The sequence below is a fragment of the Planctopirus limnophila DSM 3776 genome (genome assembly GCF_000092105.1).
Classification (GTDB): domain Bacteria; phylum Planctomycetota; class Planctomycetia; order Planctomycetales; family Planctomycetaceae; genus Planctopirus; species Planctopirus limnophila.
This window is the reverse complement of the sequence record NC_014148.1, coordinates 1,915,626-1,939,279: the sequence shown is the minus strand read 5'-3', so window position 1 is coordinate 1,939,279 and position 23,654 is coordinate 1,915,626. Positions and strand designations below refer to the sequence as shown.

The 23,654-nt window shown below is 52.5% G+C and carries 15 protein-coding genes; 14 read left to right on the top strand and 1 reads right to left on the bottom strand.

Going from position 1 to position 23,654, the window contains the following annotated elements; translation table 11 throughout:
* Positions 1-304 precede the first annotated feature (304 nt).
* From PLIM_RS07775 to PLIM_RS07765, 3 genes are all read left to right on the top strand, one after another.
* Positions 305-1,867 carry a HEAT repeat domain-containing protein gene (locus PLIM_RS07775; protein WP_013109764.1) on the top strand — a complete coding sequence of 521 codons (1,563 nt, stop codon included), beginning with the start codon at positions 305-307 and terminating at the stop codon, positions 1,865-1,867.
* A 64-nt stretch (positions 1,868-1,931) separates the two neighbouring features.
* Positions 1,932-2,744 carry an enoyl-CoA hydratase gene (locus tag PLIM_RS07770; protein WP_013109763.1) on the top strand — a complete coding sequence of 271 codons (813 nt, stop codon included), beginning with the start codon at positions 1,932-1,934 and terminating at the stop codon, positions 2,742-2,744.
* A 98-nt stretch (positions 2,745-2,842) separates the two neighbouring features.
* Positions 2,843-3,802, top strand: a complete 960-nt coding sequence (locus PLIM_RS07765) for a phosphate acyltransferase (protein ID WP_013109762.1) — start codon at positions 2,843-2,845, stop codon at positions 3,800-3,802.
* Positions 3,803-3,852: 50 nt separating this feature from the next.
* Here the strand turns inward: PLIM_RS07765 and PLIM_RS07760 are convergent, their stop codons facing one another.
* A complete protein-coding gene (locus PLIM_RS07760; RefSeq protein WP_013109761.1) occupies positions 3,853-5,463 on the bottom strand; it encodes an arylsulfatase in 1,611 nt (536 codons plus the stop codon).
* A 535-nt stretch (positions 5,464-5,998) separates the two neighbouring features.
* On the opposite strand from PLIM_RS07760, the gene PLIM_RS07755 reads away from it, so the two are divergent.
* The 11 genes from PLIM_RS07755 to phoU all read left to right on the top strand — a co-directional run bounded on the left by PLIM_RS07755 (position 5,999) and on the right by phoU (position 23,578).
* Complete coding sequence (locus PLIM_RS07755; protein WP_013109760.1) at positions 5,999-9,565, top strand: transglutaminase family protein; 3,567 nt, start codon at positions 5,999-6,001, stop codon at positions 9,563-9,565.
* Positions 9,566-9,744: 179 nt separating this feature from the next.
* On the top strand, positions 9,745-12,438 hold the full coding sequence (locus PLIM_RS07750; protein WP_013109759.1) for a circularly permuted type 2 ATP-grasp protein: 2,694 nt from the start codon (positions 9,745-9,747) through the stop codon (positions 12,436-12,438).
* Positions 12,439-12,485: 47 nt separating this feature from the next.
* Entirely contained in the window at positions 12,486-13,400 is a 915-nt protein-coding gene (locus PLIM_RS07745) for a transglutaminase family protein (RefSeq protein ID WP_013109758.1), read from the top strand.
* A gap of 84 nt (positions 13,401-13,484) precedes the next feature.
* Positions 13,485-14,990, top strand: coding sequence for a circularly permuted type 2 ATP-grasp protein (locus tag PLIM_RS07740; protein WP_013109757.1), 1,506 nt, complete (start codon positions 13,485-13,487; stop codon positions 14,988-14,990).
* 104 nt (positions 14,991-15,094) lie between these two features.
* A complete protein-coding gene (locus PLIM_RS07735; protein WP_013109756.1) occupies positions 15,095-16,102 on the top strand; it encodes an alpha-E domain-containing protein in 1,008 nt (335 codons plus the stop codon).
* A 465-nt stretch (positions 16,103-16,567) separates the two neighbouring features.
* Positions 16,568-18,322 carry a HAMP domain-containing sensor histidine kinase gene (locus PLIM_RS07730; protein WP_013109755.1) on the top strand — a complete coding sequence of 585 codons (1,755 nt, stop codon included), beginning with the start codon at positions 16,568-16,570 and terminating at the stop codon, positions 18,320-18,322.
* A gap of 288 nt (positions 18,323-18,610) precedes the next feature.
* Positions 18,611-19,627 carry a PstS family phosphate ABC transporter substrate-binding protein gene (locus PLIM_RS07725; RefSeq protein WP_013109754.1) on the top strand — a complete coding sequence of 339 codons (1,017 nt, stop codon included), beginning with the start codon at positions 18,611-18,613 and terminating at the stop codon, positions 19,625-19,627.
* Between the two features lie 219 nt (positions 19,628-19,846).
* Positions 19,847-20,878, top strand: coding sequence for a phosphate ABC transporter permease subunit PstC (pstC, locus tag PLIM_RS07720; RefSeq protein WP_013109753.1), 1,032 nt, complete (start codon positions 19,847-19,849; stop codon positions 20,876-20,878).
* Positions 20,879-20,919: 41 nt separating this feature from the next.
* Positions 20,920-21,939, top strand: a complete 1,020-nt coding sequence (pstA, locus tag PLIM_RS07715) for a phosphate ABC transporter permease PstA (protein ID WP_013109752.1) — start codon at positions 20,920-20,922, stop codon at positions 21,937-21,939.
* A gap of 8 nt (positions 21,940-21,947) precedes the next feature.
* Complete coding sequence (pstB, locus tag PLIM_RS07710; protein WP_013109751.1) at positions 21,948-22,829, top strand: phosphate ABC transporter ATP-binding protein PstB; 882 nt, start codon at positions 21,948-21,950, stop codon at positions 22,827-22,829.
* Positions 22,830-22,903: 74 nt separating this feature from the next.
* Positions 22,904-23,578: a phosphate signaling complex protein PhoU gene (gene phoU, locus PLIM_RS07705; protein WP_013109750.1), complete on the top strand. Its 675-nt coding sequence runs from the start codon at positions 22,904-22,906 to the stop codon at positions 23,576-23,578.
* Positions 23,579-23,654 lie beyond the last annotated feature (76 nt).

Sequence of the window (23,654 nt, the reverse complement as noted above, 5' to 3'; positions counted from 1 at the left end):
TTTCAGAAAATCTGCCGGTCGATCTGAGGGATCGACTTCGCGGACTGCCGGTAAGCTGGCGTACATAAAGTGAGAAGTGAGAACCTCTTCCGTGGAAAGATTTGCTCAATGGAACCCCAGACCGTTCTGGCTTTTCGTCCCATGAGAAGTTAACTTATGAGTGGTGTCTGCGTGGTACCGTCACCGTTTGACACTCTCTTTGCTGAAACATCCCGACCACATCTTTGAATTCCTCACATCTTGCGAAATTGGCTCGGCTCTCAGTTCCAGCTCTGAGCCCTATTGATGAGCGGAAAATAAAATCATGTCTCCACTGCTGCAACCACAGAGATTTCCAGCTGTAAATCCTATGACGACATCGTCACAGCCACCGAAACGAAATTCGCATCCGGCAGAGGGAAAGTATTCGGCAAGCGCACTAGCGGTCTTGTTGAGCGGGGCCATATGCCTGGCTGGCATGAGCAATGCCGATGCTCAACATGCGGCCCCCAAGACGAAATCGCGACCGGGACAGAGTTCACCTGCAGGTCATGGGAGTGGTTCGTCTTCTGCACATGGTGCTCCCGGGATGAGTGGGCGTCCATTTACACCGACGCCATCCGCGGTACCGAAGGTGATTCCAGGCTCAGACCGTGACAACCGCGATTGGGTTCCACCCGATCCTGAAAAACTGCCTGCAGATTATCGACCACCACTCAAGGCTCTGGAGATGACCAGGCTGGATAAACCTCTGGCCACTCAAAAAGAACTCGACGACCTCAAAAGAGATTTGAGTAAGTACCGCACAGTCATCACTAATGGTGATCTTGCCAGTGAAGCCGACAAAAACTTGCTGAAACGCGGAATTCGTTTTCGCCTGGCACAGCTTTCAGATCCACTGAATCGCGAAAATCTCCACAAATTCCGCGAAGAGTTGACTGTTCGCGATATGCAGTTTGCTGCCAAAAACAAGACACGTCCCGATGATATCCGGGCTTTTCGCACAGCATTTTGCGATGAGATCGTGAAGCAGGCTGTGCCACTTCTTGACAACAATTTCTACGTCCGGCTGCAGGTTGCCATATTGCTGGGTGAACTCGATATTCTCCCGAACGATCCACGAGGTGGTATACAGATTCAAGCCTACGCGCCGGCAGCCAAACCTCTTGTGGAAATTCTGAAAGACAGCAGCCAGCCGGAAGCCATCAAGACCGCTGCCGCCAATAGCCTGCATCGAATTCTGAAGGTTGGCCAGCCAGATTCCAATCTCAAATCGGAAATTGCCCAGGCGGCAGTCGATCAACTCCTCCCCATGGATACGCATTTCTGGTACCAGATGCGACTAGTTCAACTTCTCTCGGCTAATGACACAATCTACGACCGTGCCGAGCGAAAGCCGTATCTATGGAACACTCTGCTGTCGATCCTCAATGATCCCAAGCGAAACTGGCTGGTTCGTGGTGAAGCCGCACGCGCTCTTGGCCGAATTGCTTACGAACCGTCAGTCCCTGCTGCAAAAGTCACTCAATCATTGGCAAACTTCGGGGTAGAACTCGCTTCGGCAATGCAGTCAACTCCGCAGGATGAAGCGTTGCTTCGCTCAGCTTTCGTGAAGTTGTATCTGGCTTTCCAACCTTTGGACGACAGTGATCGCGACGCACTGAAACGAAACCCCGGCGGATTGCTCGCGAACTCCACTTTAGGCCCACAGGCCAAACCAGTGTATGAGCAGTTGATTCCCATCATCCGTGCCGCCATCAAGAAGCAGGCCATCCCTGGAGATGCTGTCAAAAATCTACAGGCTCTAGGGGGCGAAAAGCCAGCTGCACCACCAGCTAATGCTGCTGCCAGTGCTGCCGGTACTTCTTCTGGTAACACTCGAAACTGAATTGAAATGCTGCCCAAAAATTGTTGCATGACAATTTCGGGCAGTTTCCAGGGGATGGATCGCAATGCTCGGTGCCAGTTCTGGTGATGCGTTTGTCAAAGTTGAGCGCGAAGCGGCTGCACTTCGACTGACGCTCGCAAGACCATCACGTCGAAATGCCCTTTCGGAACTCATGCTGCAAGAACTCGAATTGCATTTGAGTGCGATTGCAGAAGATCGTTCCATTCGCGTTGTCGTACTCGCGGCAGAAGGCCCCGTCTTTTGTTCTGGCCACGACCTTGCAGAGATGCGGGGTCGAACAGAGGAGGAATATCGGCATCTGTTCGCTCGCTGCACGCGAGTCATGCTCGGACTCAGAAGGTTGCCTCAACCGGTGATTGCCCGCGTGCAAGGTTTGGCCACAGCCGCCGGTTGCCAGTTGGCAGCTGCTTGTGATCTGGTGGTGGCAGCGGATACTGCAGGATTCGCCACTCCCGGCGTAAAAATTGGTCTGTTCTGTACCACCCCCATGGTCCCACTCATCCGTGTGGTTCCGCCACGAGTGGCCATGGAAATGTTGCTCACCGGGCGAGTTGTTTCCGCTGCGGAAGCGCACAAAATCGGTCTGGTGAATCGAGTCGTTCCTGCTGATCAACTGGATGAGGCTGTCCAGGAATATGTAATGGCAATCAGCCAGGCCAGTGCGACGGCTCTCGAAATTGGCAAACGAGCCTTCTACGATCTGGCTGAGATTTCAGAAGTTGAAGCATATCACAAAGCCGTCGAGCTAATGACTCAGAATGCTCTCGCCTGCGACGCTCAAGAGGGGATTGGTGCCTTTCTGGAAAAGCGAACTCCTCACTGGCAGCATACCCGGCCTCACTTCCCCGCCGAATAATCTGGTGACAATACACGTCGCCCGTCATCTTACGGCCACAAGAATGCGTAAATCATCCCCAATCATTGACTGAGCGACTTCGAGGAGCGTCTGACTGCATGCCACTGCCATCTTTCGATGTGATGTTCGCTTATCTTGATCAACTCCAGCCTCGTATGCGTGTTGTTGCGGCTGGCGGTGCTGATGTGACTGTGCTCGAAGCCATGTCGTTGGCCAGCCAGCGCGGCTGGATCGAACCGGTGCTGACTGGCCCTGCTCCGAAAATCGAAGAACTGGCCCATGCTGCAGGGATCTCTCTCGATCAATTCCGCATTGTGGATGTGATTGATGCTCCGTCCGATTCTTCCGCTCCTGCTCAGGCTGCCACTGCCGAGATTCGCGCAGGTCGCGCTGATCTGCTGATGAAAGGCCAGATAGCAACCCCGGCGTTAATGAAAGCAGTGCTGGATCGCAGCCAGGGCCTGCGCACAGATCAAGTGATCTGCCAGGTCGTGCTGATGGAACTCCTGGCGGTCGATCGACGTTTTCTGATGACCGATACAGGGATCACCATTACTCCGAATCGAGAACAGAAACGGCAAATGCTCAACCATCTGGCCAGTGCAGCCCGAGGGTTACTCAAGTTCGACTCTCACAAAGCACAATCCAAAGAACCCATTCGCATGGGACTGATGGCAGCAACCGAAAAAGTCTCCGAGGCGATGCCAGATACTCTCGATTGCCCGGAGCTTTGTGAGATGGGGCAACAGGGAGCGTTTTCCGATTGTGTCATAGAAGGCCCGCTCTCTTTTGATATGGCCATGGATGCTCAGGCGAATTCTCGCAAGCAACTCGACCGGCAGATCGTGGGAAATGCCGATGCCATGCTCTTCCCTTCATTACAGGCAGCCAACCTTACGGTTAAAGCCATCATGTACACAGCCCATTGCCGGTTTGGCGGGATGCTGATGGGGACAACTCACCCGGTGGTCTTCATGTCTCGGGCCGATGAAACGTCGACTCGGCTGAACTCTCTGGCCTTGGCGATTTCTTACGCACTTACTCAGCGACGAACGTAATCACTCGACCTTGAGTGCTAACTGTAATTCCATTTCGAAGAGTTTGATGATTACTCTGTCGCCCCAGACTCTTGCTTGGAGCGATTCTTGCCCTGTGTTTTGGCCTTGGGAGCCCCCTTTTCGAGGACAGGCAGGTCACACTCCGGCATAGGAAAAATTTCATTCGGGGCGGTTTGAGCCTTTAAGACTTCGATCGCCTTAGTGACAAGATCAGGCCGGCTGTCTGCCAGATTTGTGCTTTCACCAGGATCAGAAACAAGCTGATAGACTTCCCAGGGCCCGGGCCGGTTGGTGCGAAGGCCGCGTCTGAGAACCTTGAAGTCTCCCAGATGCACACAGACTTGACCCGTATATTCGGCATAAACCCAAACCATCGGGTCGGGACGAATAAACTGATCTGGCGAAGTTTTGCCAGTGAGCAATGGCAGCAGGTTGACGCCATCTAAACCTTCAGGAAGAGGGAGTTGAGTGGCATTACAGAGAGTGGGAAACCAATCGGGAAAATAGCTGGGAGTGTTGATGGTCGTCGCAGGAGGGATCTGCCCGGGCCAGGAAACAATGGCAGGGACACGCAAGCCCCCTTCATAGATGCTTCCCTTAAATCCTTTGAGTTCGCGGGTGCTATTGAAGAAGAGAGGATCAGCTCCACCGACATGAAAATCGGGATTGGCACTGGCATGAGTCGCCCCGTTATCACTGGTAAAGACAATCAGAGTCTTCTCCAGCAGACCATGTTTTTCGAGAGAGGTGATGACGTCACCCACATGGTTATCGAGATCTCGAATCATGGCGGCGTAGGCTGCACGGGGCCTGGGATGTGGTAAATAACCGCCATCGCCTCGATAAACGCGTTCATCCCACTCTACCGGAAACTCTTCCACAATTTTCGGCGGTGGCTGCATTGCAACATGCGGCTCTGTGAACGGGAGATAAAGGAAAAACGGCTGCTGATGATGACGATCAATAAACGACAGAGCCTCTGCCATAATTAACCGGGGAGCGTAATTTTCTCCCTGGTAAGCCTCCATCGTCACTTCGCCTTCAGGTTGCTTTTTATGACCGGGAACCGGCTTTTCATTGTTGACAATACTCTCTGCATTCTTCCATAACGCTTTGGGAAAGTAACTGTGGGCCAGGGCCTGGCAGTTGTAACCAAAAAACTCATCAAACCCCTGTCGATTGGGTTCACCTGTACTGCCGACTGGCCCCAGACCCCATTTTCCAAAGGCACCTGTCGCGTAACCTGCCTTTTGAAACTGTCTGGCAATGGTGAGCGCTTTGTCACTCAATGGATGTTGCCCTTCAGTGAACTGGGGGAGTTTCACTTTGGCCTGCTGATTGCCACGAATTTCTGCGTGTCCCAGATGTTTTCCCGTCATCAGGACGCATCGTGAAGGGGCACATGTTGGTGCACCACTATAGTGGCGAGTCAGTTTGACACCCCGACTCGCGAGGCGGTCAATGTTGGGTGTGGGAATTTTGGATTGTCCAAAGCAACCAACTTCTCCCCACCCCAGGTCATCAGCGAGAATAAACACCACATTCGGCCGAGGAGATTGATGTGAGATCAAAGTCAGTTCATTGGCCCAGAGAGATTCAGCCGCCAACTGGATCAGCAATAACACACTCAGAGCTGCACGAATTTCAGGCAAGACGAACATAAGACACGATTTCCGTGGAGAAGCAATAAATTTTGTAAGTTGGCCGGGAAACAACAATCCAGGATATGCCCAAAATGCGCGCCACTTAATCATTAAAACGCCCGTTTTTATGGCACAGCACGATGCGATCGTTGAAATTTGACGTGGCTTTCACTTCTCATCAAAGTTTTCATGGCGTGAGCCTCATTTCACACCTCACAATGCACGAAAATTGCACTTGTTGCAAACTTTTGTTGGTAAGTGCCGATTTCCCATGACCAGATTTTCAGAAAGTTGATTCAGGAGCAAGTCGGTGCCTGTTTGTGAACTACTCTTACAGCAATCCTGGCGGCGGGCGCTCATTTTCCGTTCACCGCAAACAGGAATTGGATCGGGCCAGAAGATCGTTACGACTGAGTTTCATGTCAATTGAGTGTGGATTTGTACCCGGAACTTTCGCCCGAGCGTTTTCTACTGGGAATTAACTTTAAAGTGGGCCGAAACAACAAGGTTGTGCGGCACTCGAAACGAATACTGTAAGTAAAGCGCAGACCAAATGACGATCCGTGTCGCTCTTCATCACAAAACTGTCTACACCTACGATCGATTGGTATCGATGGCCCCGCATATTGTGCGGCTCAGACCGGCGCCTCATTGCCGGACACCAATTGTTTCCTATTCGCTCAAAATTGAGCCCAAAGACCATTATCTGAACTGGCAGCAGGATCCTCACGGCAACTTTCTGGCACGTCTGGTTTTCCCCAAACAGACCACAGAATTCAGTGTGAGCGTCGACCTGATTGCCGACATGACAGTCATCAATCCGTTTGACTTTTTCCTCGAAGAGTACGCCGAGCAATTTCCGTTCATCTACGAACCATGGCTCAAATCGGAACTGGCAGCCTATCTGGCGGTTCCCACAGCGACTCCAGCTCTCAAGGCCTACATTGAAACTGTCGATCAAAAGCCACAGAGAACGATTGATTTTCTGGTTGAACTGAACCGTCAGCTTCATCGAGACATCTGCTACGTCATCCGCCTCGAACATGGCGTTCAGTCTCCAGAAGAGACCTTAACTAAACGATCGGGTTCCTGCCGGGATTCTGCGTGGCTGCTGGTTCATATTCTGAGGCACCTTGGTTACGCCGCACGTTTCGCCTCGGGATATCTGCTACAACTGACTCCTGATGTCAAAGCTCTGGATGGCCCCTCTGGTGCCGAATATGACTTCACCGATCTGCACGCCTGGACCGAAGTCTATCTTCCGGGAGCAGGCTGGGTAGGACTGGATCCCACTTCTGGCCTGCTTTGTGGCGAAGGACATATCCCTCTGGCTTGTACGCCCGAGCCAGGTTCTGCGGCACCTATCACGGGAGCCATTGATCCTTGTGAAACGAAGTTCCATTTCGAAATGGAGGTCGTTCGAGTTCACGAAGATCCCCGAGTCACCAAGCCTTACACAGACGAGCAGTGGCAACGGATCATGCGGCTGGGGAACGATGTGGATCGTCACCTGAATGCAGCCGACGTGCGACTGACGATGGGTGGTGAGCCGACGTTTGTTTCCATCGACGACATGGAAGGCGATGAATGGAATACGGCTGCCATTGGACCAACGAAACGAATGCGGGCTGACGTCCTTTCTCGTCGTATTCGCGAGCGTTTTGCCAATGGAGCACTGATTCATTATGGCCAGGGAAAATGGTATCCAGGAGAGCCATTACCACGCTGGGCATTTACGCTGATCTCGCGGAAAGATGGGTTACCCGTCTGGCGTGATCGGAATCTCATGGCTGACGAAACGACCAAGTACGACTTTGATTTTGCGGATGCCCGACGGTTTATCGAACTGCTGGCTAAAAATCTCGAAGTCACGACCAGCACTATTGTGGATGGATATGAAGACGTGGCGTATTACGCCATGCGTGAAATGCGTTTGCCGATCAATGTCGATGTCTTCGACAACAAGCTCAAAGACAAGCAGGAGCGCGAGCGTATCGTGCGACTGTTTGAGCGAGGTCTGGGCAAGCCCACGGGTTGTGTCTTGCCATTGCGCCGTAATCGCTGGAACTCGACGCCGCATTGGGTCACTGCCGAATGGCCTGTCAGGCGCGATCAGTTCTATCTGCTCCCGGGTGATTCCGCGATGGGCTTCCGCCTGCCGCTGGATTCGCTGCCTTATATTTCCGATGAACGTCTTGGACGACTGGTCGATCGAGATCCTCTGGAACCATTGCCTCCACTTCCTGTCCCTAAAGCACTCCGGCGGGCAGCTCAGGCGATGATTCCTGCAACTCCGATTGGAGTCGCCTCGACCAGTGGAGCGAATTTGTGGTCGGCTCAAAACCTGGGTGAAGCGGCTCAGGATCGGCCTTCAACGGAACACTGGGGGTTTGGTGAAGGTGCGACAGTCTCTTCGGTCGCTCGCAAAACTCTGGCTCCTGGCAGTGACGGCGCCAGCAGTCTGCCGGCTGATCGATCTGGCGTATACTCGGGGCCACCTTCGAACGGGCATGATGGCCACAATGGTTCAAATGGAAATTCCGACAGCCATCAAGATTCACATTGGAAGCAGCCTGAACCATTCCAGATGAATGACAGCTGGGTGCGCACGGCTCTGATCGTTGAGCCACGCGATGGGCGCATGTTTGTGTTCCTTCCACCCGTTGAAACCGCAGAATGCTTTTTGGATCTCATCGCTGCAATCGAGGAAACAGCGGCAGAACTTTCCATGCCGGTCGCAGTAGAAGGGTACCTGCCCCCTTATGATCCTCGGCTTCTCGTCTGGAAGATCACACCTGATCCCGGGGTGATTGAAGTCAACACTCCACCTACGGAGACCTGGAATGACCTGGCCGAATTGACCACTGGCCTATACGACGAAGCGAGGCTGTCTCGACTGGGGACTGAAAAGTTCATGCTCGATGGACGACACTCGGGAACAGGGGGTGGGAATCATGTGGTATTGGGCGGTAAGACACCGGCTGATAGTCCATTCCTCAGACGTCCCGATCTGCTGCGCAGCCTGATTACCTACTGGAACAATCATCCTTCGCTCTCTTATCTGTTCTCGGGACTGTTTATTGGGCCGACCAGCCAGGCACCCCGCGTGGATGAAGGGCGAAAAGATACGCTTTACGAACTGGAACTGGCCTTCGAACAGATTCCCGATCACACATCCGTCCCTCCCTGGCTGGTGGATCGTATCTTCAGAAATCTGCTGGTGGATGTGACGGGGAACACGCATCGCGCTGAGTTCTGTATCGATAAACTGTATTCGCCAGACAGTTCCACCGGACGATTGGGACTGGTGGAATTTCGTGGGTTTGAGATGCCTCCACATGCCCGCATGAGCCTGACGCAACAGTTGCTGATTCGGGCCATTGTGGCATGGTTCTGGGAGGAACCCTATCGTCATCCGCCAGTTCACTGGGGAACATCGCTGCATGATCGATTCATGCTGCCACATTTTCTGGAAGAAGATTTCCAGTGTGTGATTGGCGAGCTGCAAAATGCCGGTTTTGCATTTGAGAACGACTGGTTCAATCCGCATCTCGAATTCCGTTGCCAGAAGATCGGCGAGATCTCTCTGGGATCGGTGCATATTGAGTTCCGCACAGCCCTGGAACCGTGGTATGTGCTGGGCGAAGAAGGTGCCCCCGGCGGAACAGCCCGGTATGTCGATTCTTCGGTCGAACGACTGCAGGTGAAAGTGAAAGGCCTCACTCCTGGGCGTCAAGTACTCACCGTGAACGGACGACGCATTCCACTCCATCCGACGGGTACAGAATCCGAATATGTGGCTGGCATCAGGTACAGAGCCTGGCAACCACCATCATGCCTGCATCCGACCATCGGGATTCATTCACCGTTGACCTTTGATGTCGTCGATACCTGGCTGAATCGCTCAGTCGGTGGTGCACAGTATCACGTGGTGCATCCGGGTGGTCGCGGATATGACGTCTTCCCAGTGAACTCCTATGAGGCTGAAAGTCGTCGCATGACTCGCTTCTACAAGATGAACCATACGGGCGGAGCCATGAAGCTTCCTCCGGAACACACCAACAGACACTTCCCATTTACGTTAGATCTGAGGCGTCCCACAGCACCCATGTTCATGTGATTCCTGCAGGAGCCTGCCTGTTGGTTGATATTGCACCATTTGGCATATTGACACGCAGGCACCGCTCATGTATCCACGCATCTATGAATTGGTTGTCACGGTGTGCATGACATCTCGTAGCTGCCGGAACAATGCGGCTTCCATTGGTTCGAACTCGTGCAAAAGATTGACATCGCGAGATGACTCAAGCCCCTGGAACAGTTCTGCGAACCGGACTCGCAGAAGGTCTTGTTGAAAGCTATCCGGTTGCCGAAGGAACTCACGACGAATATTTCATGAGTCGTGGGGTTCTTCGTGCCCACACAACTTCGCTGGTTGATGCCATCCAGGAGATGGGGCCGCTGGAATTGCTGCGATCTCGACAGCAGGCCCAGCGAACAATTCATGAAAACAGTGTGACTTACACTGCTCAGGGCGATACCGAACGGCGCAACAGGCCCTGGGAGTTTGATGTCATCCCCTTGATCATCCCGCCCGATCAATGGCAGAAGCTTGCTCGAGGATTGTCGCAGCGGGCCTACCTGTTGAACATGATTATTCGCGACCTGTATGGCGAACAGCGTCTGCTCAGCGAACGATTGTTACCACCACAACTGGTCTACTCGAACCCGCATTATTCGCGGGCTTTACATGATCTGCCAGCACCCGTGCAGCATCAGTGGTTACAGCTTTATGCGGGAGAACTGGCCAGGAATCCCGGTGGAGACTGGGTGATTGTCAGTGATCGCACAGAAGCACCCTCTGGGGTGGCTTACGCACTCGAAAACCGCATTGTGGGTTCGAGTATTTTCCCCAAAGTGTTTCGAGACCAGCGGGTGCAGCGTCTTGCGCCCTTCTTTATTGCTCTGCGTGAACTCCTGCAAAAGATGGCTTATGATCATCGCGATAATCCACGGATTGTGCTCCTGAGCCAGGGGCCATCGAACCCGAATTTTTTTGAAGACGCCTACCTCGCTCGATACCTGGGATATTCTCTTGTCGAAGGAGAAGATCTCGCTGTTCGCGATCAGCAGGTGATGCTGAAAACACTCGGCGGATTACTTCCCGTCGATGTCCTGTTTCGCAGGCTGGATGACCTCGATTGCGACCCTTTGGAACTGAAAGCGGATTCATTTCGCGGTGTGACGGGACTGGTTCAGGCCCTGCGAGCCCGGCAATGTGCAGTGGCCAATGCACTGGGGTGCAGTTTGCTCGAAACACCCGCCATCATGGCTTATTTGCCGCAAATTGCGCGGAACTGGCTGGGAACCGAACTGGATCTGCCATCGACTCAAACCTGGTGGTGCGGAGATCCCAAATCACTGGAGTATGTCAGGCAGCATGCGAATTCGTTGTGGATTCGTCCCGCATTTTCGCATTCGAACCTCCCTTCGGGACGCCCTGCAGAGCTCTCTCAATCTCAAAGAGACACACTGCTGGCAGCCATGAACCACAGGCCGCACCTGTATGTCGGGCAGGAAATCGTGCGTCGCTCGAAAGCTCCTGTCCTGCTCAATGATTCGTGGCAATCATGGCATGTGGGGCTGAGGACTTATCTCGTGGCATCAAATTCCGGGTATGTGGCTATGCCCGGTGGTTTAGTGCGATGCTCCCCATCATCTCACACGATTGATCAATCCGTTTCCTTGGGAGAGGGTGCCAAAGATTGCTGGGTTCAAAGTGATGGCCCGGTACCGCAGATCACATTGCTTTCGCCTCCCGGGGCGGCCATCACACTCAGACGAAGTGGCTCGGAACTTCCCAGCCGTGTGGCAGACAACATGTTCTGGGTCGGTCGATTTGCTGAAAGGGCGGAAAGCACTGCACGCTTATTACGAACCATGGTCAGCCGACTGACTGGTGAATCCGGGGGTAGCAATGTGCCGGATGTCGCGGTGCTGATGCGATGCCTGGCGGAAGGGGGTCAGATTGAACCCAGCTTCGCCCTGCAGGATTTCCGTCAGCACATGCCTGCCATTGAAAGTTTATTACCACCAGCGATTTTTGATGAACGTGAACCATTCAGCCTGAAATCGACACTCAGCCAGCTCAATCATGTCGCATCGCTGGTTCGGGAACGACTTTCTCTCGATAGCTGGCGAACGATCAACCGCCTGTACCGGGAGTTTCATCGCCGGCGCACCAATGCCGCTACCGATTTTGCGGACGTGCTTCAACAGCTCAACCGCTTGATTGGAGATCTGTCGGCCCTGAGTGGGTTATCGATGGAAAGTACGACAAGAACTCTGGGTTGGCGATTTCTGGATATCGGGCGGCGTATTGAACGGAGTATGCAGACTCTGGTTCTCGGGCGAAGCCTGTTAATCCCTGAATACATGAACTCTTCGGCTGTTCTGGAATCGATCGTCGAAGTGGCAGATAGCCTGATCACCTATCGCACACGCTATCTGACCCGCATTCAATTACCACCTGTGCTGGATCTGATTCTGACTGACGAAAGCAATCCTCGCTCGGTCATTTTCCAGATGCAGACATTATCCCAGCATATTGATCAGCTCCCCAGAGACAAAACGACACCACTGAGAACGACGGAACAGCGTTTGATTCTCAACGCCAACAGCCTGCTGCAATTGATCTCTGCAGAAGAACTTTCCAGTGCCAATCAACCCGATGTGCGAGATCGAATTGACCGCCGCCTGGCAAAACTTGCCCGTATTCTCCCGCAACTTTCCAATGCCATTACTCATCGTTATTTGTTGCACGCGGTTTCTGCACAACAACTGACAGATGTCCGGCCGCGAAAACTCAAGCCCGCCGAATGGAATATGAACACCACCTCCCGTGAGAAAACCAACGAGCGGGAGAAAATGATTGAGCGGGAACGAAGATCACTGGAAGACAACGATTTTATGCTGGATAACGAAAGCCTGTGATTTCAGGGTTTCAGGAACCATTTTCTTTTTGAAGATCAGCCAGGCGAATGGAATACCGCATTACCCACACGACCGACTACCGCTACACCGACCCGGTGGCTGTCTGCCATAATGTGGTGCATCTGGCACCACGAAACATGCTGACTCAACGGTGTTTCGATCATCGGGTCATCGTCAGGCCAAAGCCTGCTGCCATTGTTCGACGGACTGATTTTTTTGGGAACGTCGAGCATTACTTTGCCATACAGCGACCTCATCGACGTTTGATTGTAAAATCGATCAGCCATATTGAAGTGATCGTTAAGCCCCCCGTGATCCCAAGTCTGTCACCCTCCTGGGAACAAATGGTGCAACGATTGTGCCGCGCTGACGGGCACGACTGCCTTGATGCCATGCAGTTTTGCATCGACTCGCCATCGATTCACTCATTTCCAGCCCTTCGAGAGTACGCTGCTCTCTCTTTCAGCCCGGGAAAGCCCATTGTTTCAGCAGTTCTTGATCTCACGGCACGAATTTTTCATGATTTCAAATACGATCCGACAGCCACAACAGTGAACAGCCCTCTGGAAGAAGTTCTGGAGAGCCGACGCGGGGTCTGTCAGGATTTTGCACATTTGCAGATTGGTTGCCTGCGCTCGTTAGGTCTGGCTGCCCGTTATGTCAGTGGATACATCCGGACGTTACCACCTCCGGGGAAGCCCAGGCTGATTGGTGCTGATGCTTCTCATGCATGGTTATCGGTCTTTTGCGGTGAGATGGGATGGATTGATTTTGACCCGACAAATAACACGATGGCTTCCGACCAACATATCACCACGGCATGGGGCAGAGATTACACCGATGTCTGCCCCATCAAAGGCGTATTTATCGGTGGGGGTCAGCATACGATGGCAATTTCTGTGGATGTTATGCCCGAAGAAGAATTCGACACCGCGAGCGGTTATGCCGCTACCGCCGGGTAAAGACTTCTTTGCAAGTGATTTCGACTTGCCCATTGCTCAAAATTGTCCTCTTTAATCTTTGGCTAACTTCGCAGGATCGAATTCATGAATCCAGTGCTGGCGTCCGTTCCTGACGTAGCTCTCAGCTTTGCTGAGTACCAGACCGAGGGTTTTCACGACGAACTGTTTCTCGCGGATCAGACGCCAAGACCTGAAGCCGGCCCGATCATCCAAAGAATCAATTCGCTACCGCCGGGTGAGTTAATGCGCCGACAGGCGGCCGCTGAACGCCTTTTGCTGCAACTGGGCATCACGTTTAACGTCTATGGAGACAATCAGGGCGCCGAACGTATCTTCCCGTTCGACATCATCCCCCGAATCGTACCGGCCCATGAATGGGAATGGCTCGAACGGGGCTTAAAACAACGAATTCAAGCTCTCAACCTTTTCATTAACGATATCTATCACGATCAGCAGATCATCAAGGATGGAGTGATACCAGCAGAAATTCTGCTGGATGCGAAGAGTTACCGCGAGCAATGCCACGGGATCAACCCGCCGCACGGGATCTGGTGCCATGTCACCGGGACAGACCTTGTACGTGGAGGCGATGGGCAGATCTATGTACTGGAAGATAACCTGCGCTGCCCATCGGGTGTCTCCTATGTGCTGCAGAATCGCTCGATCATGAAACGGACATTCCCACAGGTGTTCGATCTCAGTCGTGTGCGTCCAGTCGGTGATTATCCGCTTCGATTACTGAGAACGTTAGAGCATCTTTCACCGCGGGATGTCGCCAATCCGCGCGTGGTGGTGCTCACACCAGGCGTCTTTAACTCAGCCTATTACGAGCATTCGTTCCTGGCACAGCAGATGGGTGTCGAACTCGTCGAAGGACGGGATCTGGTTGTTGCCGGTGAAAAGCTATACATGCGGACGACCTCTGGCCTCGAACAGGTTGATGTGATCTACCGTCGCATTGATGACGATTTTCTTGATCCGAAAGCCTTCCGGGCTGATTCCATGCTCGGCGTGGAAGGGCTGATGAATGTTTATCGTGCAGGACGGGTGGCGCTGGCGAATGCACCAGGCACTGGAGTGGCCGATGACAAAGTGATCTATGCGTATGTCCCGAAGATCATCAAGTACTACCTCAATGAAGAGGCTATCATTCCGAACGTCCCCACCTACATTTGCGAAAATCAGGATGAAAGAGCCTATGTCCTCGATCATCTGGATGAACTGGTTGTCAAGGCGGCCAATGAATCGGGAGGATATGGCATGCTGGTGGGTCCCCATTCAACCAAAGAGCAGCAGGCTCAATTCGCTGAACTGATTAAAGCCAATCCGCGGAACTATATTGCGCAGCCGACACTCTCGCTTTCGAGAGTACCAACAATCTGTGGAGATCATTTTGAGGGTCGGCATGTCGATCTCAGGCCTTACATCCTCTATGGTAAAGAAATTTTCGTGCTTCCAGGCGGACTGACCCGCGTGGCCTTAAGAAAAGGCTCACTCGTCGTAAACTCTTCTCAAGGGGGTGGAAGCAAAGACACATGGGTCATTGCCACCAATCAGGAACAGCTGACACCACAATCAGCGACCCCTTAAGGGCAGATTCAGGGTCTCCATGACCCACTCAGCAAACGATGAGACTCACCTTTAGTATTTTCAGAGCCTATTTTACAACTTGAACGCTTGCCGGAAGAACTGGAATGCTCAGCCGTGTTGCCGACGCGATCTATTGGATGAGTCGATACATTGAACGTGCTGAAAACCTGGCACGATTCATGGACGTGACTTTTAATTTAATGCTCGATTTACCGCAGTCTCATCAGAATGCGTGGGCGCCACTGGTCTATACGACAGGTGACCATGAGTACTTTCGTGAGAAGTATGGCGATGCGAATCAGAGCAGCGTGATTGAGTTTCTCGCCTTCGACCAGGACTATCCCGGCTCGATCCGTTCGTGCGTCAAATTTGCCCGAGAGAATGCCCGCTCTGTTCGTGAGACGATCTCCAGCGAGATGTGGGAGCAGTTGAATCTGTTCTACTACATGGTGCGGGAAGCTTCGGCAAACGATCGCATCAAGGCGTCTCCTCTCGATTTTTTCCAGGAGATCAAGCAGGCTTCGCATCTCTTCAAAGGAATCACGGATGCCACAATGTCCCGAGGGGAAGGATGGAACTTCAGTCGGTTGGGGCGTTTGCTTGAGCGTGCCGACAAAACCTCACGAATTCTGGACGTGAAGTATTACCTCCTGTTGCCGACAGTCCATGATGTGGGCTCGCCCACAGATGACCTGCAGTGGCAAGCGGTCTTGAGATCTGTCAGTGCCATGGAAATGTACTCGAAACAATTCCATGCGATCACGCCATCGAAAGTCGCTCAATTCCTGATTCTGGATCGCCATTTCCCGCGGGCGATCAATTATTCGGTCACCGGTGTCGAACATGCCTTGCATGCAATTTCGGGTACGCCCATGGATACGTTCCGCAACTCAGCAGAACAGCGCGTCGGCCAACTGCGATCCGAACTGGCCTATACCACGGTGGACGATGTGATTCAGCAGGGCTTGCATGAATTTCTTGATCTACTGCAGACGAAACTCAATAAAATTGGTGCTGCAGTTCATGAAACATTTATTGCCGTGAAACCCGTGGACACATCGGTTCAGTCGCAGGAAAATGGGTACCAGCGACAATCCATTTTCACTCGTTAACCTTGAGATCAGCACCCATCGGGCTGCTTGAAGCATCAAATCGGCCTCCAGGCATTTGCGTAGATCATGACTATTGCAGCCTATTCAAATGACCTTTATGGCGAATGAGATCTTTATAGTCCCATTGAATTCCCCGGGCCTTCTTTAGCCATCGCCTGAAATCGGTTGTCTTGACCTCAGCAAGCCCCCTGGATCATCCACCAGAACAAGTCGTTCTAACGATGGTCTCCTGGCGACTCGAATTGGCTGATTCTTCGCGAAGCGTTCATCAAAATCTCATGGTCTACGCTTCCCCAGTCGTCTGGCGTTGATTGTTGCCCTATCATCTGTGCAGAATCTGCATAGGCAGGGTTGCGCGATGTCGTGAGTGAAATCTCCCGGCGACGTTGAAATCGTCGTCACTCCTGAGACCCGCATGACGAGCATTAAAAGAACCACGGAAGTGTCTTTCAGACGGATGACCGCATGCTGACATCGCAACTCTTTTGGAGAATTTTCGCGATCTATGCGGGTTTGACGCTCTGCACGGCATTCGCATTTGCCTTAACACTCACTGCGGGTTATCGCGATCTGGCATATCCGCAAGTCGAAGCCCGGCAGATCGACAATGCACAAATCCTTTTACCACAACTTCGAAAAATTCCTGCCGCTGACCGATGGGATTTTCTGCGAACCATCAACGCCACTTCGGAAACAAGATTCGAAGTTTTGACGTTGGATCAAGCTCGACAGAAGGCCGATGCCGAACCGGAACTGGCAGATGCGCTTGCTCATCGCATTGGAGCTTCACGGCGGCCGAACGCGAATGCCCTGTTTCAGTTTTATGCGATCGAATTTGAGGCCCATGGCGAGACGCTGATTCTCCGCATGACGACGCCGCTCGACAGCGTGACAGAAAACCTTTCCTGGATCTCGGCTCGATTGTGGGCCACAGCGTTTACACTGGTGCTGATCGGATTGATTGTGACATACGTCATGGTCGCCCGAATCATTCAACCACTGGATCGACTGACCCACGCTGCCGAACAGATGGCCTTGGGAGAATCGCCCAAGGGATTGAATTTCGATAGCCAGAACGAAATCGGTACTTTGGCCCGCACCCTAAGAAACATGGATCGGCAGCTGGCCCAGCGATTCAGTGAACTCGAGAAACAAAGCCAGGAACTCGAAGAAAAACATGAACAACTGGCGACGGTCCTCCGCTCGATGATTGAAGGTGTCATTGCTGTTGACCGCTCAGAGCAGATTCTTTTTGCCAACGATACGGTGTTCCAACTGTTGGACGTTCAGCCGCAAAGCTTTATGCGCCGACCGATCTGGGAAGCCGTACGACATCCGCAAGTACAAAAAATTGTTCAAGCGGCACTCAGTGGTCAACCCTCGGAAAAGGTCGAGTTCGACGTCGCACGCACACAGCGAACGTTGGCCATGGTGGCCTCCCCCTTGCCCGGCGAACCGGCAACCGGTGCGGTATTGGTTCTGCATGACGTCACAGATCTCAGGCGTCTTGAAAATCTGCGACGAGAGTTTGTCTCCAATGTTTCTCATGAACTGAAGACCCCACTCACTTCCATCAGTGCTTATGCAGAAACCTTGCTCAATGGCGCAATGGAAGATGAAGAGACCTGCAGGACTTTCCTGCAGAGAATTGAGGAACAGGCCGAACGGCTCAACAAGCTGATTGCCGATCTGATTGCTCTGGCTCGGCTGGATTCGATTGAACAGGCCTTCGAGCTTGAACCAGTCAACGCCACTTACATCCTGCAAAAAAGCATTGACGAACATCAGGGTGTGGCCAAGAGCAAGCAGATTGAACTGATCTCGGTCGCTCCGAATGACGAGATGGAAGTCATTGCCGACAGTGATGGTTTCCAGACGATTATCGACAACCTGCTCGACAATGCGTTGAACTACACTCCTGCGGGCGGCCAGGTCACAGTCCGCTGGAGACGGGACGGTGAGTGGTCAAGAATCGATGTGGAAGATACCGGTGTCGGGATTCCTCGCGAGCATCAGGCCAGAATTTTTGAGCGATTCTACCGGGTCGATAAAGCCCGCTCCCGCGAGGTCGGCGGTACTGGATTGGGACTTTCGATTGTGAAGCACCTTTGCCAGGTTTTTGGGGGAAGTATCCGTGTCACCAGTCAGGTGGGCTCTGGCAGTCAATTCACGGTCCTGCTGAAGAACGGTCAAAACTCGAATGGCCAGACATGGATGTGAACTGCGAATTTGCTGTGCATTGCCTATCAGATGAAATACAAGCCCAATAATCCTGATTCAGGAAAACCCGAATTGGCTAAGCTTTTCCACCGAAAAAGGCTGGATTCAAAGGACAATCGTGTGGCCTCACTTGAACGCAACCCATTGCCGCACTTAAATTAAGACAATCTTAACAATAGGCTGGTTGGAATTTTCACAGAGAGTCCTTAGGCTCCCTCGGTCGTCGGAAAAACATATCCGGCATCAATTCTTGATCAACGATGAACATAGAAGACTGGAGCTGCTGGAATGCCATTTTTACGTCCCCGATATGTCTTGGTACTGATCGCGTTGTTTGGGACTGTGTGTGGCTCGCTGTCCGGCTGCGTCCAGAAGAAGTCAGCCGATCAAGCGGCTTCAACCAGCGAAAAGACTAATTCGTCAACAGAGGGGATGAATGCGGCAACGCCATCGATTTCGGGAACGATTGCCGTCGATGGATCCAGCACCGTCTTTCCAATCTCTCAGGCAGTGGCTGAAGAATTTGAAGGTAAGTTTCCAGAAGTGAAACTGACTGTGGCCATGTCTGGCACAGGTGGCGGCTTCAAGAAATTTATCGCGGAGGAAATCGACGTGACTGGTGCCAGCCGACCGATCACCGAGAAGGAAGCCGCTGAGTGCAAAGCCAAGGGAATCGATTACGTTGAATTTCAGGTGGCCATTGATGGCCTGACAGTGGTCATCAATCCTGCCAACACCTTCGCCGAATGCATGACAGTGGCTGAACTGAACAAGATCTGGGCCGCTGACAGCAAAGTTTCCAAGTGGAGTGAAGTTCGCGAAGGCTGGCCCGACGAACCGATCCAACTCTTTGGAGCCGACACAGCTTCGGGAACTTTTGATTACTTTACTGAAGTGATCAATGGGAAGGCGAAATCCAGTCGCTCGGACTATACGGCCAATTCGAATGATAACATCCTTGTTCAAGGCGTCGTCGATTCGAAGGGGGCTCTGGGTTACTTCGGGTATGCTTACTTTGCAGAAAACGCTTCCAAGCTGAAGGCTGTCAAAATTTCTGACGGCAAGAAAGCTGTGTGTGTTGAACCCACACCTGCAACGATTGAATCCGGCGAGTACACACCGCTCTCTCGACCACTGTTCATCTACACGACGAAAGCCAAACTGAAGCGTCCTGAGGTCGCAGAGTTTATTAAATTCCTGCTGTCAGAAAAGGGCGACCAGCTGGTTGAAGAAGTGAAGTACATTAAGGTTCCCAAATCGGTCAAAGAAACCATGCAGCAGCGATTGGCCGATGCTCTCAAGTAAGGCAGGCAGATCTCATAGGAATTGTCGTTAAAAAGATCAGAATGTGAACTGAAAAATGCGATCTTCTGGCCTGATCCTGAGGGTCTACTGGGCTGGAAGATCGAATTTTCGATTCCTCTGAAGTATGTTGTTGAGCTTACATGTCTTCGGTGCCGTGTTTGCTGATTGTTCAGATCAGCGTTCACAGCACTAGTGACCGATTAACTGAGTAAACGGCACATGTCTGTGGTCGAACAAAAGCCCGCGAGTACCGACTCGGTCATCGACCGCACGAATCTGGAGGCCTCCGGTCTGGCCTATCGCTTCACGTGGCATAGGCTCCGTGAAAGCTTCATTCAAATGTTGCTGTTTCTTTGTGCTCTCCTTTCGGTGTTAACAACACTGGCCATTATTTTCGTACTGGTCAGTGAGGCGATCTTTGGAATTCCCCCGGAAAAAGCCTTCTTTCAAGAGATCAGCCTCTCTCAGTTTTTCCTGGAAACCCGGTGGGCTCCGCAATACAGCCCCCCCGTGTTCGGCATCTGGCCACTGATCTGCGGAACGTTCCTCATCACGATCATCGCCGCGATCATTGGATTGCCGACTGGATTGCTGGCTGCTGTCTATCTGGCGGAATATGCATCACCACGCGTTCGTTCGATCGCCAAGCCAATTCTTGAACTTCTGGCTGGTGTTCCCACAGTCGTCTATGGCTATTTTGGCCTGAGGATTGTGACGCCATACGTCATACGGCCTATTCTCAAACCTGCCGAATTCTTTGGTGTCGACTGGCTGTGGAGTATTCCGGTCGATGGCTTCAATGCATTGAGTGGCGGGATTGTCGTGGGATTGATGATCATTCCGACGGTCTGCTCGCTCAGCGAAGATGTTCTTCGTGCAGTACCGCGAACCTTACGAGAAGCTGGTTACGCACTGGGTTCGACAAAGTTTGATGTTTGTGTGCGCGTGGTGATTCCATCTGCACTTTCCGGGATCATCGCAGCATTTCTGCTCGCTATCTCTCGTGCCGTCGGCGAGACAATGGCAGTGACGATTGCTGCCGGTCAAAAACCAACGTTAACACTCAATCCCCTCAGCCAGATTGAAACGATGACAGCCTACGTGGTGAATGTCATGTCGGGCGATACGCCAGTGGGCACGATTGAATATAAAAGTCTGTATGCCGTCGCTCTGGTGCTCTTTCTGACCACGTTGACGATGAATCTGATCTCCCAGCTGGTGCTTGCACGTTATCGTGAGGTGTACCAGTGAACCCACAGACCTCAGCACCAACATCCGCCGAGCCACCTCAAATGCCTCTTGAGAGCACGTCTGCCGGCACAAAGCTCATTGAAGAAAGTTTTGACTCGGAACTGGCACGCCGTCATCGGTATGGCATGATCTTCGAATGGGTCTGCTGGTTGGCCACGTGGGGATCAGTCGTCATCCTCGGCGTGCTGATTGCGACGATGGCCTGGCAGGCCATGGGATGGCTGACACCAAAGTTTCTCGTTTCGATGCCCCGTAGAAATCCGGCTGATGCAGGGATTCTACCGGGTATTGTCGGGACATTCTGGCTGATCCTGCTCACGGCAATTTTATCAGTCCCCCTGGGGGTTGGTGCTGCAATTTACCTCGAAGAATACTCTAAGCCGACACTGCTGACGAAATTCATTCAGCTGAATATCGCGAATCTGGCCGGTGTTCCTTCGATAGTTTATGGCATTCTTGGATTCACCGCCTTTGTGCGAATGTTCGGCCTCGCGAAAAGTGAGTACCTCATTAATCTGGGGATAGGAAGCCTGCAGCTGACACTCCCTTTCGGTCGCACAGTGATCTCGGGTGCATTGACACTGGCGCTCTTGAGCCTGCCAGTCGTGATCATTGCCAGCCAGGAAGCACTGCGATCCGTTCCACCGAGCCTGCGTCATGCTTCATTAGCTCTGGGAGCCACAAAGTGGCAAACCATCTGGCATCAGGTTCTGCCCTCAGCTCTTCCGGGAATGATGACCGGAGTGATTCTCGCCATGTCTCGAGCCATTGGTGAAACAGCACCGCTTGTGGCTATCGGTGCGGCAACCTACATCACCTTCACACCTGGGCGTCTCAATTCCGTCTCTGAAGCAATCACCAGGCCAGACAAGCTGGCTCAAGTTCCCTTTGATTCGTTTACCACAATTCCGATGCAGATCTATGGCTGGATCAACGAAGCAAAACCTGAATTCCAGCATGTTGCGGCGGCAGCCATTCTTGTGCTGCTTGTCATCCTGCTGATCTCCAATGGTCTGGCAATCTTTATTCGCCAGCACTTCCAGAAGAAAGTTCGCTGGTAGGGCAACTTATGAATCTGATACCACCACAAGCGGGCTTCGCACAGGCCACCACAATGCCTCAGCCACTCCAACCGCCAGTTGCGGGTCAAACTCATTCCTCGACGTCCACTGCTACGGTTTCTGATCATAAACAACAGAAGTTGAAGATCGAAACCCGACACATGAACTTCTTTTACGGCAGCCACCAGGCGCTATTCGACATCAATCTGAAAATTCCAGAACGTGCAGTCACCGCCCTGATTGGCCCTTCGGGCTGTGGCAAGAGTACTTATCTGCGGGCACTCAACCGCATGAATGACATCATCGAAGGCACCCGGCATACCGGGGATGTTTTACTGGATTCACAGGATATCTACGCACCACGTATCGATGTGGTGGCCTTGCGAAAACGCGTGGGCATGGTCTTCCAGAAGTCAACTCCGTTTCCGAAGTCCATCTTTGAGAACGTCGCTTACGGAATGCGGATTGCCGGCATCCGTAATCGCTCATTCGTGCAGGAAACCGTCGAGCGCTGCCTGCAACAGGCCGCCCTGTGGAACGAAGTCAAAGACCGGCTCAAAGATTCAGCAATGGCTCTCTCGGGTGGACAGCAGCAGAGATTGTGCATTGCCCGGGCCTTGGCCACGAATCCTGAAGTACTGCTGATGGATGAACCGGCTTCAGCATTGGATCCTGCTTCAACAGCCCGCATTGAAGATCTCATCATCGAGCTGAAGCAGAATTATACAATCGTCATCGTGACTCATAACATGCAGCAGGCCGCCCGTATCAGTGAGTGGACTGCCTTTTTCTGCCAGGGTCGCCTGGTGGAAGTCGGTTTGACGAAGCAACTCTTTTTCAAGCCTCGGGAAAAAGAGACGGAAGATTACATTACCGGTCGATTTGGTTAATCATTTCTGGTGTAACTGCATGTAAAACATGAATTATCAGTCCTTTTTCCAGTCAGTACTTAAGGGCGTGGTCTATGGCGATTCACCTCATTCGCGACCTTGATGCTCTGCATCGAAACGTGCTCACGATGTGTGCCCGCGTTGAGGAACTGATTGATTCAGCCGTCGATGCCCTGCACCGCCGGGATTACGAGAAGGCCGAGGAGATCCCGGCTCAAGATGACGAAATCGATCGCATGGACGTGCAGATCGAGGAGGAATGTCTCAAACTCCTCGCACTGCATCAGCCAGTGGCCGTCGACCTGCGACGAATTACGACCGTGATGAAGATCTCTGGTGAGCTCGAGCGAGTCGCTGATCTGGGGGTGAATATCTCTGAGCGTGCGCTTTCTATTATCCGTTGTGGTGAAGTCCACGTACCGGACGATTTTCGCGAGATGTCACATCTGGCACTGAGCATGCTGCATCGCAGTATCGACTCGTATGTGGACATGGATGTCAAGCTGGCCCGCGATGTCTGCCAGACAGATGATCGCGTTGACAACCTCAATAGAGAGATTATTCACGATCTCATTCTGCGGATGCAGCGGCAGCCACAACTTATTGAATTGCACATGCACCTTTTCAGTGTGTGCCGACAGATCGAGCGAGTTGCTGATCACGCGACAAATATTGCCGAAGATGTGGTTTATCTTGTCGAAGGTGAGATCATCCGACATCGCAACCGCTTGGAGACAGGCCCTGCGTAAGGCAACGCCATCGACAAGATCTCAGGTCACTGAAAATCTCAGGTCGTTGAAAAAATATGTCACGGGGAATTCGCAC

Bases quoted from the DNA above. Each gene is read 5' to 3' on its own strand.
- PLIM_RS07775 (WP_013109764.1), top strand. From the start codon at position 305: ATGTCTCCACTGCTGCAACCACAGAGATTTCCAGCTGTAAATCCTATG.
- PLIM_RS07770 (WP_013109763.1), top strand. From the start codon at position 1,932: ATGCTCGGTGCCAGTTCTGGTGATGCGTTTGTCAAAGTTGAGCGCGAA.
- PLIM_RS07765 (WP_013109762.1), top strand. From the start codon at position 2,843: ATGCCACTGCCATCTTTCGATGTGATGTTCGCTTATCTTGATCAACTC.
- PLIM_RS07760 (WP_013109761.1), bottom strand. From the start codon at position 5,463: ATGTTCGTCTTGCCTGAAATTCGTGCAGCTCTGAGTGTGTTATTGCTG.
- PLIM_RS07755 (WP_013109760.1), top strand. From the start codon at position 5,999: ATGACGATCCGTGTCGCTCTTCATCACAAAACTGTCTACACCTACGAT.
- PLIM_RS07750 (WP_013109759.1), top strand. From the start codon at position 9,745: ATGACTCAAGCCCCTGGAACAGTTCTGCGAACCGGACTCGCAGAAGGT.
- PLIM_RS07745 (WP_013109758.1), top strand. From the start codon at position 12,486: ATGGAATACCGCATTACCCACACGACCGACTACCGCTACACCGACCCG.
- PLIM_RS07740 (WP_013109757.1), top strand. From the start codon at position 13,485: ATGAATCCAGTGCTGGCGTCCGTTCCTGACGTAGCTCTCAGCTTTGCT.
- PLIM_RS07735 (WP_013109756.1), top strand. From the start codon at position 15,095: ATGCTCAGCCGTGTTGCCGACGCGATCTATTGGATGAGTCGATACATT.
- PLIM_RS07730 (WP_013109755.1), top strand. From the start codon at position 16,568: ATGCTGACATCGCAACTCTTTTGGAGAATTTTCGCGATCTATGCGGGT.
- PLIM_RS07725 (WP_013109754.1), top strand. From the start codon at position 18,611: ATGCCATTTTTACGTCCCCGATATGTCTTGGTACTGATCGCGTTGTTT.
- pstC (WP_013109753.1), top strand. From the start codon at position 19,847: ATGTCTGTGGTCGAACAAAAGCCCGCGAGTACCGACTCGGTCATCGAC.
- pstA (WP_013109752.1), top strand. From the start codon at position 20,920: ATGCCTCTTGAGAGCACGTCTGCCGGCACAAAGCTCATTGAAGAAAGT.
- pstB (WP_013109751.1), top strand. From the start codon at position 21,948: ATGAATCTGATACCACCACAAGCGGGCTTCGCACAGGCCACCACAATG.
- phoU (WP_013109750.1), top strand. From the start codon at position 22,904: ATGGCGATTCACCTCATTCGCGACCTTGATGCTCTGCATCGAAACGTG.